The organism is Streptococcus sp. F0441 (assembly GCF_000314775.2).
Taxonomy (GTDB): domain Bacteria; phylum Bacillota; class Bacilli; order Lactobacillales; family Streptococcaceae; genus Streptococcus.
Map to the genome: position 1 here is coordinate 1,549,221 of NZ_KB373321.1, position 16,883 is coordinate 1,566,103.

The window sequence follows — 16,883 nt, forward strand, 5'->3', positions numbered from 1 at the left end:
CTTATTCTCCTAGCGTTTGGTAGATTTCGCGAACAAGTGCTTCAGTATTGTTCCAGCCTAGACACGGATCTGTAATGGACTTACCAAAAACTTCAGGTTCATTTTGACGTCCATCTTCTAGATAGGACTCAATCATAAAACCACGAACGTATTTCTTGATTTTCTCATTCCAGTCACGGTTAATCAAGGTCTGACGAACGATACGGATTTGATCCATGTACTGCTTGCCTGAATTGTCATGATTGGTATCAATGATGATAAAGGGATTTTCTAAGCCCATCTTTTCATACTGGGCAATGGTATCCATCAAATTGTCATAGTAGTAGTTAGGAATATTTTTCCCGTATTCATTCAAGGCACCGCGAAGAATTGCGTGGGACAATGGATTCCCTGTTGTTTCCACCTCTTTACCAAGAAAGAGGAAACTCTGTTTATTTTGCGCTGCATAAATCCCGTTAAACATCACATTAAGATTTCCAGATGTTGGATTTTTAAATCCTGTTGAAAAGTCTGCTCCACTCGCTACAAAACGGTGCTGTTGATCCTCTACAGAACGGGCTCCAACAGCCATATAAGAAATCAAATCATCCACTAGCGGAAGATTTTCAGGATAAAGCATCTCATCCGCTGTTGTCATGCCAGTCTCAGAAATAACGCGGTAATGTAAATGACGAACAGCCTTGATTCCATTGATCAAGCTAGGTGCTTCTTTAGCATTTGGTTGATGAATCAAGCCCTTATATCCGTCTCCATTGGTACGAGGTTTAGCCGTATAGACACGCATGACCATAAAAATACGATCTTTGACCTCTTCTTGCAAAGCAGATAGACGCTTGGCATACTCGAGAACCGCCTCTTCATTATCAGATGAACATGGTCCAATCACCAAGAGAATACGCTGGTCTTCCCCACGGATGATGGCTTCCAATTCCTGATCACGTTGGTTTTTTCTCGCAAGAGCCGCCCCCTCTAATTTAGACAAGGCTCGAACTTCTTCAATGTTAATTTTAGGACTTTTAGCTGTAAATACCATGATTCATCTCCTTATAAAGCAAACGGACACCAAGCAAAAAATGACTTTTACCAGGTATCCGCCTGTATCTTATCTCATATTATTGTCTCTTACCATGACAGTTCTTGAATTTCTTACCAGAGCCACATGGGCATTGATCATTTCGTCCAATTTGGCTCAAGTCCACATCTTTTGGAAGCTGAGCCTGCTGCGCTGCGATATTACGAGTCGCAGTTGTACTGATATTGTGTTCAGTTTGCGGACGTTCTTGTTCGTGGATTTGTGCTTTCATCATCAAGCGAGTTACATCGAATTCAATCGATCCAATCATGTCATTAAACATGCGGAAACCTTCTGCTTGATATTCTACAACAGGGTTGTTTTGGGCATATCCACGAAGACCAACAGCATTTCGCAACTGGTCAAGAGCATCGATATGGTCTGTCCACTTGTTGTCTACAACACGTAGAATCAAGACCTTCTGGAACTCTTTCACTGCTTCTTCATCACGAAGTTTGGCAACTTGGCTATCATAAACCTTCAATGCACGTTGATACAGTTCATCTTTGATGGCCTGATCTGACAGACCAGCTAAGTCTGCAAGAGAAATTGAATCTTCTGGAAGCAAGTTGTACTTGGCAAAATTCAAGATGGCTTCCAATTTCTCATCTTCTTTCGAACGAGCATGCGCATCTACGATTCGGCCAATGGTACGACGAATCATAGCATGGATTTCAGGTGCCAAGTCACGGTCTGCTGTAATGACATCATAACGTTGTGCATAGATGATTTCACGTTGTTCACGCATAACGTCATCGTATTGAAGGACTTGTTTACGAGTATCGTAGTTGTTTCCTTCGACACGTTTTTGAGCTGCTTCAACTTGACGCGTTAACATGCGAGATTCGATGGCTTCATCAGACATGTTGAGACGTTCAAAGACACCTTTCAAACGTTCTGAACCAAAACGTTTCATCAAATCATCTTCAAGAGACAAGTAGAATTGTGACTCACCTGGGTCTCCTTGACGCCCTGAACGTCCACGAAGCTGATTATCAATACGGCGACTTTCATGGCGTTCTGTACCAATGACACAAAGTCCACCAAGTTCACGAACCCCTTCGCCAAGCTTGATATCGGTACCACGACCGGCCATGTTGGTTGCGATAGTAACTGCGCCACGCTGACCAGCGTTCATGATGATTTGCGCTTCTCTGTAGTGGTTCTTCGCATTCAAGACTTCGTGAGGAACACCTGCCTCTACCAGTTTCTTAGAAAGAAAGTCACTCGTTTCAACTGCAACTGTACCTACCAAGACCGGCTGACCTTTTTGGTGACGAGCTTTTACATCTTCAACTACAGCCTTAAACTTCGCATCAAGACTGGCATAGAGAAGGTCTGAGTGGTCGATACGTTGTATTGGACGGTTGGTTGGGATTGGGATAACACGAATGTTGTAAATTTCGCGGAATTCTTCTTCTTCTGTTTTACCAGTACCTGTCATACCTGCCAATTTCTTATACATACGGAAGAGGTTTTGGTAGGTGATAGAAGCTGAAGTCTTAGTCTCATCTTGGATTGGCACACCTTCTTTGGCTTCAATCGCTTGGTGCAAGCCGTCAGAGTAACGACGACCTTCCATGGTACGACCTGTAAATTGGTCGACGATCAAGATTTCTTGTTCTTCGCTAACCACATAGTCGATATCAAGAATCATGATATAGTTGGCACGGAGGGCATTGTCGATAAAGTGGGTAAGAGCTACGTTTTCGACATCATAGAGATTTTCCAGTTTGAAATAGCTCTCAGCCTTGTCAATCCCAGAATCAGACAAACCAATCGTCTTAGACTGAATGTCAATAATATAGTCATCCTTGTCCAAAGACTTCACAAAATGATCCGCCATATGGTAGAGTTGGCTAGTCTCAACTGCATTGGCACCTGAAACGATCAAAGGAGTACGGGCTTCATCGATCAAAATCGAGTCAACCTCATCGACCAAGGCATAGTTAAGCGGACGCTGTACCATGTTTTCTGCACGAACGACCATATTGTCACGAAGGTAGTCGAAACCAATCTCTGAGTTGGTTGAGTAGGTAATATCACAGAGATACGCTTCTTTTTTCTCCATTGGAGATTTGGCTGCTAAGTTGATCCCTACTGACAGACCGAGCCATGAGTACAATTCACCCATCTCAGTCGCGTCACGTTCTGTCAGGTATTCGTTGACAGTAACTACGTGAACCCCTTTACCTGCAAGGGCATTGAGGTACACCGGCATGGTCGCCGTCAAGGTTTTCCCTTCACCAGTACGCATCTCTGGAACGTCACCATGGTGAAGAACAATCCCACCCATGACCTGAACTTTATAAGGGAAAAGTCCAAGGACACGTTTTGCTGCTTCACGGACTACCGCAAAAGCCTCATATAACAGCGAATCAAGTGATTCCCCCTTATTGTAGCGTTCTTTAAATTCGTCAGTTTTTGCTTTTAGTTCTTCGTCCGACATTGCGGCCATTTGGCTCTCATAGTTAAGAACCTTATCAGCCATCTTTTCTAGACGACGAAGTTCTCCTTTATCATTTTCGATAATTGTTTTTAAAATATTAGCCATGATTTTCCTTACTTTAGATTCTGAATATTTTAGAATGTTCTTTTCATTTTAGCATATTTACTATTATTTTTCAAGAAAGAATCCTTGTTTTACAAGGGGAAAAAAGGGGTAGAAACTAGTCTAGTCCATCATTATTTTATGTTTAATTTCCTAAAAACACTGGCAATATACCAAAAGAGCAAAAGAGATTAATCCAGAAGGCCAAGCAAGAGATGATGCCAAAGATGAGAAGACTGATTTTTTTAATCAGCACGGAGTATAGGATGGATAAAACACCAAAAACCACGAAGAGTTTTTTCATAACGAAATAATATACTGAAACTCCTCCTATTTGCCAATCCCAAGGAAGAAAAAACATGAGGAACCAGAGAAAGCAAATCGTAAGGATATATCTCTTGTAGTGCGCTTCAAGAAAGGCTTTTGTTTTCTCCATAGCAAACCTCCATTTTAGTCACTGTCTCTTCCCTTTTATTATACCAAAAAACCTGGGAAAGGCTTTCCAGGTCCGGGTTTGAAATCACTAGTCATACTAGAGAAATTCCTTTATTCATAGGCTGATTCACTTTATTGACTTGATGAAGATGTTCCAAAATCGACCTTAGGAACTGTCTTGGCTTCTTCTGTTTCTTTAAAGGTTTCAGCTTCTTTAAAGTTCATCATATTCGCAAAAAGCACGGTTGGAAAACTTCTCAACTTTTGATTGTACTCGGCTGCGACTTTATTATAATCCTTGCGTGCTACAAAGATTCGATTTTCACTCCCTGAAAGTTCCACCATTAGTTGCTCAACATTTTGATTGCTCTTGAGTTCTGGATAATTCTCCGTCAAGGAAATCAAGCGAGAAAGAGCAGAGCTCAATTCTCCCTGAGCTTTTTGGTTCTCTTCTGATGTCACTGAACTACTTCCAATTTTAGCTCTAGCATCCGCAATCTTGGTAAAGACTTCGGTTTCATGATTCATTTGTCCTTTAACGGACTCGACCAAGTTACCAATCAAGTCTGAACGACGTTGGAGGGCTGTAGAGACATCGGCCTGAGCCTGCTCCACTTTAGTCTGTTCACCAACCAGACCGTTATAGGTCGTCACTGCGGAACAACTTCCCAGAACTAGTAGTCCAAAGAAAATCGCCACTATTGAGAGAATTACTTTATTTTGTTTCATATCAAAACCTTAACACTTTCTTTTATCAACTTTTCTGAGAAAATACTCAGATTTTAAATCAATTTCCAAACTTTGTTTTTATTTTTAATGAAGGAGTGAACTGTTGCAAAGGAGTCAACTTACTGCATGGAGAAATTGGTTTGAGCAATATAGATCACTCACCAGTCATCAGACGAACCACCGCCATCAAAGCCACCGCCGTCCCAGCCTCCAGATGAGTCGGAGCCTGAGTCAGACCAAGAGGATCCTGAATCTGATGAGTCACCGCCCCACCAGCCACCGCCAGAATCATCTCCATGTGAACCGCCACCACGGCCTCCAGATATAAATCCAATGATCATCACGATGAAGTAAATGAGAATTCCAAATCCGATAACTCCGTCACTCGAACTACTTTTTCGATGACGTCTCGAAGAACTACTCTCACCAGCATATCTTTCAAGTTCCCTTAAGCGACTAGAGTTGGTGGTATAGTCGTAACTACTTCTAGAACTTGAAGCAGTCGTACTCGATCCACTATAAAACATGTAGTTGAGATTGTGTGCTATAGAAAGAACTCCATTGCTGTAGTCTCCCTTTTGAAAGTAAGGTCGTGCTGTTTTCAAAAATCTATTGGTCTGATAGTCTGTGATTTTACTTGCCACATTATTGCTTGTTTCAATCCGTGATTTTCTATCTTGGACTGCTACCACAATCAAGACACCGTGATTGTCTCCCGAGTAGCCAATCTTCCAAGCTCTAGCTGTTTCATTGGCTACAGTCTCGATTGTTTCTCCATTTAGGCTTTTCACAACGTAAACACCCATCTGGAATTTTTCTGATTTTTTACTATTGACATTATTCAATTCTCGAATCTGAGTTATAGTCTCATCCGTTAGATAGTGATCCGGGTCATAGATCCCGTACTCAGGTTTTTCAGGTGCTGTGAATGCTGACAAGAAGAGAAAGACCATCAGCAACCCAAGCAAGCGAACCAACAAACTATGTTTAAATAATCTGCCTTTTTTCATAATAACCTCCCTGATAAAGGAAAATTGATTTAAGGAATTATAGCATTTTGATTTTTACAAAGAAAGTGCATTTTCATTACAAATAGATTACAAAAGCTAGGAAAATAATTGAATTTTGATGACAGATTTTGTCTCCAATTTGATAAAACTTTTACTCCTTTTATAGAAAAAAGAAGACCTCATAGCCTTCTTTTAGTTTATTTTTGTGTGAAAACAAACATAGCTTACTTGCGTTTTCTTGCAATGAGATGGATTGGTGTTCCTTCAAAGACAAAGGCCTTGCGGATTTGATTTTCCAAGAAACGCAGGTAAGAGAAGTGCATGAGTTCTTCTTCGTTGACAAAGATGACAAAGGTTGGTGGCTTGGTTGCCACTTGAGTCGCGTAGAAGATTTTCAGGCGTTTTCCTTTGTCTGTCGGTGTTGGATTAATTGCGATGGCATCCATAATCACATCGTTTAAGACAGCTGATGGGATGCGTGTGTTTTGACTTTCGCTAATTTGCTTGATCATCTCAGGCAGTTTGTGAAGACGTTGCTTGGTCAGAGCAGACACAAAGACAATCGGTGCATAAGGCAGGTATTGGAACTGCTCACGGATGTCTTCTTCCCAGTTCTTCATAGTATGGTTGTCTTTCTCAAGAGTATCCCACTTGTTGACCACGATGATCATTCCTTTACCCGCTTCGTGGGCAAATCCTGCGATACGCTTGTCGTATTCACGAATCCCTTCCTCAGCATTGAGGACCATCAAGACCACGTCAGAACGGTCAATGGCACGCATGGCACGCATGACAGAGTATTTTTCTGTATTTTCGTAGACCTTACCAGACTTCCGCATACCAGCTGTATCAATCATGGTAAACTCTTGTCCATCAGCATCTGTAAAGTGGGTATCAATGGCATCGCGCGTTGTTCCAGCTACTGGACTAGCAATCACGCGGTCTTCACCCAAAATGGCGTTGATCAAACTTGATTTTCCAACGTTTGGACGACCAATTAAGCTGAATTTAATGACATCTGGATTTTCTTCTTCGACTTCATGTGGTAGATTTTCCACGATGGCATCCAGTACATCACCCGTACCAATACCGTGGACAGACGAAATTGGCAGCGGTTCACCTAAGCCTAGTGCATAGAAATCAAAGATATCATTTCGCATCTCAGGATTGTCAACCTTGTTAACGGCAAGGATAACAGGCTTATGGGTTTTATAAAGTTTGCGAGCTACGTACTCGTCCGCATCTGTAATCCCTTCTTTACCAGAAACGACAAAGACGATGACATCTGCTTCTTCCATGGCAATTTCTGCCTGGTGTTTGATTTGCTCCATGAAGGGAGCATCGACGTCGTCAATCCCTCCAGTATCAATCATACTAAAGGAACGATTGAGCCACTCACCCGTTGCATAGATACGATCACGTGTCACACCCTCAACATCTTCTACGATTGAGATCCGCTCACCAGCGATCCGATTAAATAGGGTTGATTTCCCAACATTGGGACGTCCCACAATGGCAATAGTTGGTAAGGCCATGTTTTCTCACTTTCTACAATAACTTTTTCTGTTCTAGATTCTTCCGAGTTGAACGAGGTTCGGCTTGACCGAACTGCTCTGCCAAACGCTGACTCCAAGAGGTCGTCGCACGCGCACCAGCATAGTCCGCCTGTACTTGGTCATAGTCCAAAATCGCTTCAACTGGCTGTTCTTGGTATTCTTCTTCAAATACCACTTGGTTCAAAGGCAGTCTTGGTTTGACATCATGTTGTTGATTTGGCACGCCAAAGGCAATCCCAAAAACGGGATAGGTATAGTCAGGCAAGTTAAAAAGTTCTGCCACTTCTTCCGACTTGTAACGGACCAAACCGATAATCACACCACCATATCCCAGACTCTCTGCTGCAAGCAAGGTATTTTGCCCAGCAAGCGCAGCGTCCACAGACGTGATGAGGAGACCTTCCACTCCTTGAGGTTGGAAAGTGTCTGTATGAAGACTTGCTCCCTTTTCAGCTCGGTTCAAGTCACCGACAAAGAGCAAAAAGGCAGCTGACTGGCGAATGGCTTCCTGGGGAACCAGTTCGTATAAGGCATCTTTCTTCTCTTGGCTACGTACAAGAATCACAGAATAAGATTGGAAATTTTTCCAAGAAGACGCCATTTGAGCAGCTGTCAAGATTTCATTTAAGTGCTCTTGAGGAATCTCTTGCTCCTTAAAGCGACGAACTGAAGTATGAGCTTTCATCAGTTTAATGGTTTCTGTCATCGGCGATTTTCTCCTTCTAGTCTTGTTTCCTCTGCTAAATAACGAATCCTTTCCATGACCCGTCTAGCTTCCCAAGTCTCATCATTTCCATTCTTTCCTTTGGCAAAATGTTTTTCCAAATCTTGGAAATTAAAGTTGGAAGTAAAGAAGGTCGGCAAATCTTCCTGCATGCGGTACTGAAGAATAACTTGGAGAATCTCATCACGCACCCAAGGGGTAGACTGTTCTGCACCAATATCATCCAATACCAAGACTTCTGCTAACTTGATCTCATCCACCAAGGTCTTTACAGAGCCTTCACCGATAGCATTTTTTACATCAATGACAAAACTTGGATAGTGGAGAATGGTTGTTGAAGCACCACGTTTTTCAGATAGGTCATGGGCAAGAGCCGCCATCATGAAACTCTTACCGACACCAAAATCTCCATAAAGATAGAGACCTTTTCGGATACTAGGGTAAAGGTCAACAAAGGCATAGAGTCTCTCAAAAATCGGCAAACGTCCTAAGTCATCCAGGTCAATCTGAGCCAACTTCGCTTTCTTGAGACTTGCTGGTAGATTGATCAACTTAAGACGATTCTTGATTGCCGCCTCTTTTTCAGCCGCGATTAGTTCTGGTGTTTCTTCATAAGATACATCTGCATAGCCGTGATTCATGACCAAGATAGGCTTGTAGCCACGTGCTATATAGTCCGCATCCCCACGAAGAAACTTATCCCGTTCTGTGATATATTGGTTGAACTTGGAGATGCTGCGATTTAACTCCTCTTGGCTGAGGGATTCTTTCTGGATAAAAGCCGCTACATCGGGGTCCTTCATGATCTGCTGGACCAAGTCCTGATACTGAAAACGACTTGTCTGACGTTTGATAACGTCACCAACACTTTCCATCTAGTCTCCTCCTTCTTCTAATCGGGCTAACATTTCTTGTTTTTTGCGTTCTAGTTCCAGACGAGTTTCCTCACTGGTTTGATTCTTGTATTCTGGATTGCTCCACTTGGGAACATTTGTCTTAGTTGAGCTGGCCTTGTTTTTCTGTTCTTCTTGCCCTTTTTGCTGACGCTCTCGAATCCGAAGCACGGCTTCCTCTGCTGTCCGAATCTTGCGATAGGCATAGTCGTTTGCGACCTTCATAGCATATTTTTCATTGACATTAGCCGAATCAACCTTGTTAAAAGTTAGAAGTAAGACGATATTGATGACTTCATCCAACAAGCCTAAAGATGCCATCTGGTAAAGGAGTTCTCTTTCACTTTGGGTGATGTTTCCCTTACGTGTTTGCTTGATTTCGGCTAAAAATTCTAGGGGAGTTTTATTTTTAGCTTCCCTGATAATGGTCATTTCTTTGGGACTAAAGTCAGAAGTCGCTGGTTTTTGTGCTAACTTTTCACGCATGCGTTTGACTGAAATAACCTGAGCCACCGCTGTCGCCTTGGCTAGTTGATAGGTTTCAAACCAGGTCCATTTTTTTTCATCTGCGATGGCAAATAATTCTAAAACATCCGCCTGCTCGTCTTCAAAACGCAAGCCATCTCGAGCCATCAGGTGCTGGAAATGTTCCAAATCAAAATCATTTTTTAACTTGCTTTTAGACTCGCTTGGGGTCACTTCTTCAGTCAGGGTTGGAAAGACTTGACTCAAGGAAACCGAGAGTGCTTCTCCCTCACTTGGAGCTTGCTTCATAGCAGAAACAGCTACATCCCCAATCTTTTTCTCTAATAATCTGCTGTAGACTGAATGACTTAGAAAATCCTGACTGGAGAGGGGAGACTGAAGCTGCAATTCATAGGTTTCCCCCTTTTGATAAAGGGTCAACAAATCCAAAGCAGATAAGATTTTGAGGGATTGGAGCAAGGTCGGCATGCCAAAGTTTAAGTGGTTGAGGATATGGGAAAAGAGGTGCTCCTTTTGCCCTCCATCCCAAAAGGTAATGGCATATAGATAGAGGCTCAGTGCCTCCTGACCGATAATCGGGAGGTAGCACTGCACCAGAGAAGAGATATCTTGCGACACCCGATTATTCTTTAGAAAAGAAAAACGGTCATTTGGCTTCATTTACTTTTCCTTTTTCTTTTTAGAGGACTGGGTGATCTGTTGGAGCAGACTCTCCAACTCACTCACATCCTTAAAGCTACGATAAACACTGGCAAAACGAACATAGGTAATCTCATCAAGCTCCGCCAATTCTTCCATGACTAAAGACCCAATATATTCACTTTGGATCTCATTCTCACTGCGACTACGGAGTTTTTGCTCGATGCGATTGACCACCATGCCGATTTCATCACTCGAAACAGGGCGTTTCTGGGCTGAGCGAATAATCCCATTAAAGATTTTATCTCTAGAAAACTGCTCTCGTGTACCGTCTTTTTTGACGACAACCAGCGTTCTTTCTTCTACTCGTTCATAGGTTGTAAAACGATGCTGACACTCGTCGCACTCACGTCTTCGACGGATGGTATTTCCTTCTTCGGCTTGTCGACTATCAACAACACTAGACTTGGTAGCCCCACATTTTGGACAACGCATGCATTTCCCTCCTTGTCGTTTTCTTTTCATTATACCATTTTTTGAGCAATTCCCAAAACAATTCTTATTTTTACTTGACAAGTTTTTTGTTTTATTGTATTATTTAATTAGAACAATAAAGAAAAAGAAAGGAGACTATGATGTCCTGGTCATTTGATAATACAAAACCCATTTATTTACAGATTATGGAAAAAATTAAACTACAGATTGTTTCCCATGAACTGGAACCCAACCAACAGCTACCAACCGTAAGAGAACTGGCGAGCGAGGCTGGGGTCAATCCCAATACCATTCAGCGCGCCTTGTCTGACCTTGAACGTGAAGGATTCGTTTATAGCAAGCGAACAACTGGTCGTTTTGTCACCGAGGATTTGGACCTCATCGTTCAGTCCCGCAAACAACTTTCCGAAGAGCAACTGCAACACTTCGTCTCTTGCATGCTTCAATTTGGCTACAAAAAAGAAGAACTGCCAAATGTATTAAGCGACTATATTAAAGGAGTTTAAGACTATGACACTACTAGCACTTGAAAATGTATCAAAATCATATGGAGTAACTGCGGCACTTGACAATATCTCACTAGAGATCTCAGCTGGAAAGATTGTCGGGCTCCTCGGACCAAACGGATCCGGAAAAACAACCCTGATCAAACTGATTAACGGTCTCCTTCAGCCAGACAAAGGACGTGTCCTCATTAACGGACAGGATCCAAGTCCTGCTACCAAAGCGATTGTCTCCTATCTACCAGACACAACCTATCTAAATGAACAGATGAAGGTCAAGGAAGCCCTAACCTACTTCAAGACCTTCTATCAGGATTTCAATCTTGAACGCGCCCAACATCTGCTTGCAGACCTTGGCATTGATGAAAATAGTCGTTTAAAGAAATTATCAAAAGGAAACAAGGAGAAGGTCCAACTAATCCTCGTTATGAGCCGTGAAGCCCGCCTCTACGTTCTGGACGAACCAATCGGAGGCGTGGATCCAGCTGCTCGTGATTATATCCTCAATACCATCATCAACAACTATTCCCCAACTTCTACGGTCCTGATTTCAACCCACTTGATTTCAGATATTGAGCCAATCTTGGATGAGATTATCTTCCTCAAAGACGGAAAAGTCGTTCGCCAAGGAAATGTTGATGATATTCGTTACGAGTCAGGTGAATCAATTGACCAGCTCTTCCGCCAGGAATTTAAAGCCTAAGCAAAGGAGATTATTATGTTTTGGAATCTAGTTCGTTATGAATTTAAGAATGTCAATAAATGGTATTTAGCGCTCTATGGAGCTGTGCTTGCAATTTCAGTTTTGATTGGAGCTTTCCTTGGTAGCCTTAGTCAGAGTTACAATTCTAACAATGCTGTTTATTTCATCTTCTTTTTGGTACTAGTCTTTGGAGGACTCAGCGTCACTCTTTGGATTGCAACAATCTTTTTAATCATCCGAAGATTCAAGGGGAGTGTTTATGACCGCCAAGGGTACTTGACCCTAACCTTGCCTGTCTCTGAGCACCAAATCATCATCGCAAAACTTTTAGGTGGTCTTGTCTGGTCCATCTTAAGCTATATCGTCTTTATCTTGAGTGTATTGATTATCTTCTTCTTAACACCAATAGAAAAAGACTTCACTGTCCTCTATAACTTCATTTCCCCTTACCTCAGCTACGGCTGGCTGTATGCCCTATCACTATTTGTCGGTTCGATTACATGGATTTTATCCATTTACCTCTCCATCTCAATCGGACAACTCTTTAATGAGTATCGAACAGCTATGGGGATTCTAGCCTATATCGTCATTGCCATCGTCATTGGTTATGTTTCTCTCTTTTTCCGAATTGAAAATGACTTTAACATGATGATTGGTACAGAAATCTTGCGCGATCTCTTTTTATCGGCTATCTACTATCTCGGTACCTACTATATTTTGAAAAACAAGGTTAATTTGCAATAAAAAACGCCCAGCTTACAAGAGCTGGGTTTTGCTTTAACTCAATATCAAACTGGCTACAATAGGGCTAACAAAAACATAGAGAATACCGGTGACACCGATGGCCAAGCCACCCATGGCTCCTGCTACCGAGCCGTATCGAAAGGCTGTTCCTGTTCCGACTGCATGACCTGTTCCACCAAGGGAAAGACCAACTGCCACTGGATCGTCAATTTTCAACCACTTCAAAAGGGTTGGCCCGATCACACTGGTTAAAATCCCAGTTGCCACTACGACGACCAAGGTTACAGTTGTTAATCCTTGCAATTTTTCTGTAATCCCCACTGCCATAGCGGTTGTCACTGACTTGGGAAAGAGAGAAATGGCTAGGAAAAAGTCCATACCAAATATTTTCGCTACTATGGCAGTGAAACTAGTATTGACAACTACTGCTAACAGACTACCAAAGAGGATACTCCGAGCATGGTGCTTCATCAAGTGAAAACTCTTGTAGAGCGGAATCCCTAGAGCCACGGTCGATGGGACAATCAAGTTGTTCAGATAAACGCCACCTTGGTAGTAATCTTGGTAAGAAATACCCGTCGCCTTAAGAAGGATGATAATAAAAATTGCCGACAAAAGCAAAGGTGTTGTCAAAGGATGGGGAAAACGTCTGTAAATCAACATCCCCAATAGATAAGCTAAGATAGATAATGCAATCCCAAACAGAGGATTGGATACAAATTCGCTCATTTGGCATCTCCTTTCTCATAATCTCCCTCAAACCGTCTCTTGATAAACTGAACCACTAGGGCTATGAGAATAATATTGATGACAGCCGCAAAAAAGACAATCAAAACGATGGGCAAGAGATAGGGAGCAATGACATCAAACTTTTCCATGATACCCACTGCTGGCGGCAAAAAGAGAATGGTCATATTGGCCAGTAAGAAATTTCCGACCATGTTGACGTGCCTGGTCCTTAGCCACTTGAACTGCAGGGCTAGAAAGAGAATAATCAAACCGATAATACTGCCTGGGATGGGCAGATGAAAGAAACTGGAGATTCCCTCACCGATTAGAGAAATCACAAAGAGAATCATTAATTGAACATATAATTTCATCCTAAACTCCATGAAATAAACTTCTTGCATACCAGTTTACTCTTTTTTCAGAAAATTTCAAGGAAATATTGAAATTCTTCTTTCTTGCAAGGATTAGTTAAAAGTAGTATAATAAATGCATGCGCAATCATCTTGTATTACAAAGATAATCAGTAATGACTTTGTGATTTTTACTTTGAAAAGAAAGGAGAAAGCAATGACCTATTTGGAAAAGTGGTTTGACTACAACCGCCGTCAAAAGGAAATGGAAGCCATGTTAGAAGAAACTATTGCACAGCAGAGTGAACAAAGGTTGACCTTGAAAGAGTTTTACTTGCTCTACTATCTGGATTTGGCCCAAGAAAAATCTCTACGCCAGATTGATTTACCCGATAAACTCCATCTCAGTCCCAGCGCTGTTTCTCGAATGGTGGCCCGACTAGAAGAGAAAAACTGTGGCTTGCTTAGTCGCAGATGTTGCGACCAGGATAGACGGGCTAGTTTTATCTGCCTGACTGACGAGGGACAAACAACCCTAGCTTACCTGCAAAAGGCCGTCGAAGAAAGACTGAAAACGAGCCTTGACTTCATTTCTTAATCAGATTTTTTAAAGAAGTTGCGTGCGCAATCATTTTTCTTGACATTCCTCTTTCCAAGGAGTAAAATAAAGTCAAGATCAAACAAAGGAGTTTTATATGATCGAAATTACCTACCTAGACGCCAGCAAGCAAGAGAGAACCATGACTTTCGAGTCTTATGAAGACTTTGAACGTTCTCAACAAGCCTGCCTTATCGGTGTCGCAGACTATTACCCCGTTCAAAAATTGACCTATAATGGTCATGATTTGGACTACCATGGGACTTATGGAGATGTCTTCTTCTATCTCATGAAACAAGATTTAAGCCAATATAACTAAAAAAGGAGAAATACAATGGCAAAAGCAATTACAGATGCAACATTTGAACAAGAAACAAAAGACGGTTTGGTCTTGGTAGACTTCTGGGCAACTTGGTGTGGTCCATGTCGTATGCAAGGTCCAATCTTGGATAAATTGTCTGAAGAACTTTCAGAAGATGTCTTGAAAATCGTTAAAATGGACGTAGATGAAAATCCAAACACAGCTCGTGCATTTGGTATCATGTCTATCCCAACCCTTCTCTTCAAAAAAGACGGCCAAGTTGTGAAACAGGTTGCAGGTGTTCACACTGCAGAACAAATCAAGGCCATCGTTGCTGAATTGAGCTAATCACACGAGAGACCAAGTACTTTATTTGGTCTCTTTTTTTCTTGCCCTTTGCCATTTTTCAAAAAATATGCTAGACTGTAGGTAGAATATTACGATGTTTGGGACATGCCATCGCTAAAAAAAACCTCTACTTGGTATTTTTTAGCTCCCCTAAAGGGAGCTTTTTGCGTGCTCTGAACATTTCCCATTTTAGAAGGAGTACTATGAAACGTCATTCAGCCTTGGTCGTCTTTAGCGGCGGTCAAGATTCCACAACCTGCCTTTTTTGGGCTAAAGAACACTATGAAACAGTCGAAGCTGTCACCTTTGCCTATGGCCAACGTCATCATCTCGAAATTCAAGTTGCTAAAGAAATCGCTAAGGAACAAGGCATTCGTCATCACATCTTAGATATGTCTCTACTGGGACAAATCACTGAAAATGCCTTAACCTCTGATTTGGAGATTGAGCAAAAAGAGGGAGAGGTTCCCAATACCTTTGTTGACGGTCGCAACCACCTCTTTCTTTCCTTTGCGGCAGTTCTTGCCAAACAACTTGGTATTAAAGACATCGTGACAGGTGTCTGCGAGACAGATTTTTCAGGCTACCCTGACTGCCGGGATGTCTTTGTCAAATCCCTTAATGTTACGCTCAACCTTGCCATGGATTACGACTTTGTTATCCAAACACCTCTCATGTGGCTAGACAAGGCTGAAACTTGGAAGTTAGCCGACCAACTCGGTGCCTTTGACTACGTTCGTGAAAAGACCTTGACCTGCTACAATGGGATTATCGGAAGTGGCTGTGGAGATTGCCCAGCTTGCCACCTACGTCAGCATGGCCTAGATGTTTATCTCTCACAGAAAGGAGAGGGCTAATGTTTTTTGCACCTAAAGAAATCAAACAAGAAACTGGGGAATCTCTTGTCTACAATCCTCACAGAACCTTGGTATCAAAAGAATTTACCTTCGACGCTGCCCACCACCTCTTTCACTATGAAGGAAAATGCAAATCCCTGCACGGCCACACTTATCATCTGCAGATTGCTGTCAGTGGATTTTTAGATGAACGTGGCATGACCTACGATTTCGGAGATATCAAAGCTATCTACAAGAACTACTTAGAGCCCCACTTGGATCATCGCTATCTCAATGAAACCCTGCCTTATATGAACACGACTGCTGAAAATATGGTTTACTGGATTTTTCAAACCATGAGTCAAGAGTTGCCAGACGAGCGCAGTCTCCGTTTGGAATACGTCCGCCTCTATGAGACTCCGACTGCCTTTGCGGAGTTTAGACGGGAGTGGTTAGATGACTAGGGAACGTGTCCTCAAACTACCAGTTCTGGAAATTTTCGGCCCAACCTTTCAAGGTGAAGGCCGTGCTATCGGGCAGAAAACTATGTTTGTCCGCACTGCAGGTTGCGACTACCACTGCGACTGGTGCGACTCTGCCTTTACTTGGGATGGTTCTGAAAAACCAACTCGCATGACGGCTGACGAAGTCATTGCTGAATTAGACAAGCTAGGAAGCTACGACTATGTAACTCTATCTGGGGGAAATCCTGCTATCCTAGCAGCCAACATGGCCGAATTGGTCACTAAACTCAAGGAACGTGGTGTCACTCTGGCTGTTGAAACTCAAGGCTCTCGCTGGCAAAATTGGTTGAAAGACATCGACCAGGTTACTCTGAGTCCAAAACCTCCTTCATCCAAGATGGAAGTCAACTTTGAGACCTTGGACTTTATCGTTTCCCAACTGGATCCAGATAAAGTCACCTTTAAAATCCCTGTCTTTGATGATGCCGATTTGGCCTTTGCCAAAGACATTCAAGAACGCTACCAACCAGATGTTCTCTTCTTATCAGCAGGAAACCCTGAGCCCAAGGCTACAGGCAATATCGTTCAAGACCAACTAGACCGCCTCAAAGAACTCTGGGAACGTGTCGCTGCTGATGATAGCTGGGGCAATGTCCGCGTCCTTCCTCAACTCCATACCCTCCTCTACGACAACCAACGTGGTGTTTAAGATTAGAA

At 42.4% G+C, this 16,883-nt stretch carries 21 protein-coding genes; 9 read left to right on the plus strand and 12 right to left on the minus strand.

Annotation, left to right across the window (positions count from 1 at the left end; genetic code table 11):
- Nucleotide 1: 1 nt before the first annotated feature.
- From HMPREF9188_RS07470 to nrdR, 10 genes are all read right to left on the minus strand, one after another.
- A complete protein-coding gene (locus HMPREF9188_RS07470) occupies nt 2-1,033 on the minus strand; it encodes a 3-deoxy-7-phosphoheptulonate synthase (protein WP_009730451.1) in 1,032 nt (343 codons plus the stop codon).
- Between the two features lie 79 nt (nt 1,034-1,112).
- The gene (gene secA, locus HMPREF9188_RS07475) at nt 1,113-3,626 is read right to left on the minus strand and encodes a preprotein translocase subunit SecA (RefSeq protein WP_009730452.1); all 2,514 of its coding nucleotides are present in this window, start codon (nt 3,624-3,626) and stop codon (nt 1,113-1,115) included.
- A 142-nt stretch (nt 3,627-3,768) separates the two neighbouring features.
- Nucleotides 3,769-4,059: a hypothetical protein gene (locus HMPREF9188_RS10695; RefSeq protein ID WP_009730453.1), complete on the minus strand. Its 291-nt coding sequence runs from the start codon at nt 4,057-4,059 to the stop codon at nt 3,769-3,771.
- 131 nt (nt 4,060-4,190) lie between these two features.
- Nucleotides 4,191-4,787 carry a LemA family protein gene (locus HMPREF9188_RS07485; protein ID WP_000812473.1) on the minus strand — a complete coding sequence of 199 codons (597 nt, stop codon included), beginning with the start codon at nt 4,785-4,787 and terminating at the stop codon, nt 4,191-4,193.
- Between the two features lie 158 nt (nt 4,788-4,945).
- Complete coding sequence (locus HMPREF9188_RS07490) at nt 4,946-5,797, minus strand: TPM domain-containing protein (protein ID WP_009730454.1); 852 nt, start codon at nt 5,795-5,797, stop codon at nt 4,946-4,948.
- Between the two features lie 224 nt (nt 5,798-6,021).
- Nucleotides 6,022-7,332 carry a ribosome biogenesis GTPase Der gene (gene der, locus HMPREF9188_RS07495; RefSeq protein WP_009730455.1) on the minus strand — a complete coding sequence of 437 codons (1,311 nt, stop codon included), beginning with the start codon at nt 7,330-7,332 and terminating at the stop codon, nt 6,022-6,024.
- 13 nt (nt 7,333-7,345) lie between these two features.
- Complete coding sequence (locus HMPREF9188_RS07500) at nt 7,346-8,059, minus strand: NADPH-dependent oxidoreductase (RefSeq protein WP_009730456.1); 714 nt, start codon at nt 8,057-8,059, stop codon at nt 7,346-7,348.
- A complete protein-coding gene (gene dnaI, locus HMPREF9188_RS07505) occupies nt 8,056-8,952 on the minus strand; it encodes a primosomal protein DnaI (RefSeq protein WP_000446492.1) in 897 nt (298 codons plus the stop codon). The genes HMPREF9188_RS07500 and dnaI overlap by 4 nt, the downstream gene beginning before the upstream one ends.
- Entirely contained in the window at nt 8,953-10,116 is a 1,164-nt protein-coding gene (locus HMPREF9188_RS07510; RefSeq protein WP_009730457.1) for a DnaD domain protein, read from the minus strand.
- Entirely contained in the window at nt 10,117-10,590 is a 474-nt protein-coding gene (nrdR, locus tag HMPREF9188_RS07515) for a transcriptional regulator NrdR (RefSeq protein WP_001203676.1), read from the minus strand.
- Between the two features lie 140 nt (nt 10,591-10,730).
- Between nrdR and HMPREF9188_RS07520 the strand changes: the two genes are divergently transcribed.
- From HMPREF9188_RS07520 to HMPREF9188_RS07530, 3 genes are read left to right on the plus strand one after another with little or no spacing between them, the layout of a single operon-like run.
- A complete protein-coding gene (locus HMPREF9188_RS07520) occupies nt 10,731-11,096 on the plus strand; it encodes a GntR family transcriptional regulator (RefSeq protein ID WP_000119122.1) in 366 nt (121 codons plus the stop codon).
- A 4-nt stretch (nt 11,097-11,100) separates the two neighbouring features.
- Nucleotides 11,101-11,796: an ABC transporter ATP-binding protein gene (locus HMPREF9188_RS07525; RefSeq protein ID WP_009730458.1), complete on the plus strand. Its 696-nt coding sequence runs from the start codon at nt 11,101-11,103 to the stop codon at nt 11,794-11,796.
- 15 nt (nt 11,797-11,811) lie between these two features.
- Nucleotides 11,812-12,540, plus strand: a complete 729-nt coding sequence (locus HMPREF9188_RS07530; protein WP_000498776.1) for an ABC transporter permease — start codon at nt 11,812-11,814, stop codon at nt 12,538-12,540.
- 33 nt (nt 12,541-12,573) lie between these two features.
- On the opposite strand, the gene HMPREF9188_RS07535 is transcribed toward HMPREF9188_RS07530, so the two are convergent.
- Both HMPREF9188_RS07535 and HMPREF9188_RS07540 read right to left on the minus strand, forming a co-directional pair.
- Nucleotides 12,574-13,269 carry an LrgB family protein gene (locus tag HMPREF9188_RS07535; protein WP_009730459.1) on the minus strand — a complete coding sequence of 232 codons (696 nt, stop codon included), beginning with the start codon at nt 13,267-13,269 and terminating at the stop codon, nt 12,574-12,576.
- Nucleotides 13,266-13,640: a CidA/LrgA family protein gene (locus HMPREF9188_RS07540; protein ID WP_000781325.1), complete on the minus strand. Its 375-nt coding sequence runs from the start codon at nt 13,638-13,640 to the stop codon at nt 13,266-13,268. The genes HMPREF9188_RS07535 and HMPREF9188_RS07540 overlap by 4 nt, the downstream gene beginning before the upstream one ends.
- A 196-nt stretch (nt 13,641-13,836) precedes the next feature.
- Between HMPREF9188_RS07540 and HMPREF9188_RS07545 the strand changes: the two genes are divergently transcribed.
- The 6 genes from HMPREF9188_RS07545 to queE all read left to right on the plus strand — a co-directional run bounded on the left by HMPREF9188_RS07545 (nt 13,837) and on the right by queE (nt 16,875).
- Nucleotides 13,837-14,217, plus strand: coding sequence for a MarR family winged helix-turn-helix transcriptional regulator (locus HMPREF9188_RS07545; RefSeq protein WP_009730460.1), 381 nt, complete (start codon nt 13,837-13,839; stop codon nt 14,215-14,217).
- A 97-nt stretch (nt 14,218-14,314) separates the two neighbouring features.
- Entirely contained in the window at nt 14,315-14,536 is a 222-nt protein-coding gene (locus tag HMPREF9188_RS07550) for a DUF4649 family protein (RefSeq protein ID WP_009730461.1), read from the plus strand.
- Nucleotides 14,537-14,551: 15 nt separating this feature from the next.
- Nucleotides 14,552-14,866 carry a thioredoxin gene (gene trxA / locus HMPREF9188_RS07555; RefSeq protein ID WP_001029581.1) on the plus strand — a complete coding sequence of 105 codons (315 nt, stop codon included), beginning with the start codon at nt 14,552-14,554 and terminating at the stop codon, nt 14,864-14,866.
- Between the two features lie 203 nt (nt 14,867-15,069).
- A complete protein-coding gene (queC, locus tag HMPREF9188_RS07560; protein ID WP_009730462.1) occupies nt 15,070-15,723 on the plus strand; it encodes a 7-cyano-7-deazaguanine synthase QueC in 654 nt (217 codons plus the stop codon).
- A complete protein-coding gene (gene queD / locus HMPREF9188_RS07565) occupies nt 15,723-16,166 on the plus strand; it encodes a 6-carboxytetrahydropterin synthase QueD (RefSeq protein WP_000464577.1) in 444 nt (147 codons plus the stop codon). Before queC ends, queD begins: the two co-directional genes overlap by 1 nt.
- Nucleotides 16,159-16,875: a 7-carboxy-7-deazaguanine synthase QueE gene (queE, locus tag HMPREF9188_RS07570; RefSeq protein ID WP_000196474.1), complete on the plus strand. Its 717-nt coding sequence runs from the start codon at nt 16,159-16,161 to the stop codon at nt 16,873-16,875. Before queD ends, queE begins: the two co-directional genes overlap by 8 nt.
- Nucleotides 16,876-16,883: the final 8 nt, after the last annotated feature.

Coding starts and splice junctions, on each gene's coding strand:
- HMPREF9188_RS07530 (WP_000498776.1), top strand. CDS start 11,812: ATGTTTTGGAATCTAGTTCGTTATGAATTTAAGAATGTCAATAAATGG.
- dnaI (WP_000446492.1), bottom strand. CDS start 8,952: ATGGAAAGTGTTGGTGACGTTATCAAACGTCAGACAAGTCGTTTTCAG.
- HMPREF9188_RS10695 (WP_009730453.1), bottom strand. CDS start 4,059: ATGGAGAAAACAAAAGCCTTTCTTGAAGCGCACTACAAGAGATATATC.
- queD (WP_000464577.1), top strand. CDS start 15,723: ATGTTTTTTGCACCTAAAGAAATCAAACAAGAAACTGGGGAATCTCTT.
- HMPREF9188_RS07520 (WP_000119122.1), top strand. CDS start 10,731: ATGTCCTGGTCATTTGATAATACAAAACCCATTTATTTACAGATTATG.
- nrdR (WP_001203676.1), bottom strand. CDS start 10,590: ATGCGTTGTCCAAAATGTGGGGCTACCAAGTCTAGTGTTGTTGATAGT.
- HMPREF9188_RS07490 (WP_009730454.1), bottom strand. CDS start 5,797: ATGAAAAAAGGCAGATTATTTAAACATAGTTTGTTGGTTCGCTTGCTT.
- queC (WP_009730462.1), top strand. CDS start 15,070: ATGAAACGTCATTCAGCCTTGGTCGTCTTTAGCGGCGGTCAAGATTCC.
- HMPREF9188_RS07535 (WP_009730459.1), bottom strand. CDS start 13,269: ATGAGCGAATTTGTATCCAATCCTCTGTTTGGGATTGCATTATCTATC.
- HMPREF9188_RS07540 (WP_000781325.1), bottom strand. CDS start 13,640: ATGAAATTATATGTTCAATTAATGATTCTCTTTGTGATTTCTCTAATC.
- secA (WP_009730452.1), bottom strand. CDS start 3,626: ATGGCTAATATTTTAAAAACAATTATCGAAAATGATAAAGGAGAACTT.
- HMPREF9188_RS07550 (WP_009730461.1), top strand. CDS start 14,315: ATGATCGAAATTACCTACCTAGACGCCAGCAAGCAAGAGAGAACCATG.
- HMPREF9188_RS07545 (WP_009730460.1), top strand. CDS start 13,837: ATGACCTATTTGGAAAAGTGGTTTGACTACAACCGCCGTCAAAAGGAA.
- queE (WP_000196474.1), top strand. CDS start 16,159: ATGACTAGGGAACGTGTCCTCAAACTACCAGTTCTGGAAATTTTCGGC.
- HMPREF9188_RS07525 (WP_009730458.1), top strand. CDS start 11,101: ATGACACTACTAGCACTTGAAAATGTATCAAAATCATATGGAGTAACT.
- HMPREF9188_RS07470 (WP_009730451.1), bottom strand. CDS start 1,033: ATGGTATTTACAGCTAAAAGTCCTAAAATTAACATTGAAGAAGTTCGA.
- trxA (WP_001029581.1), top strand. CDS start 14,552: ATGGCAAAAGCAATTACAGATGCAACATTTGAACAAGAAACAAAAGAC.
- HMPREF9188_RS07500 (WP_009730456.1), bottom strand. CDS start 8,059: ATGACAGAAACCATTAAACTGATGAAAGCTCATACTTCAGTTCGTCGC.
- der (WP_009730455.1), bottom strand. CDS start 7,332: ATGGCCTTACCAACTATTGCCATTGTGGGACGTCCCAATGTTGGGAAA.
- HMPREF9188_RS07485 (WP_000812473.1), bottom strand. CDS start 4,787: ATGAAACAAAATAAAGTAATTCTCTCAATAGTGGCGATTTTCTTTGGA.
- HMPREF9188_RS07510 (WP_009730457.1), bottom strand. CDS start 10,116: ATGAAGCCAAATGACCGTTTTTCTTTTCTAAAGAATAATCGGGTGTCG.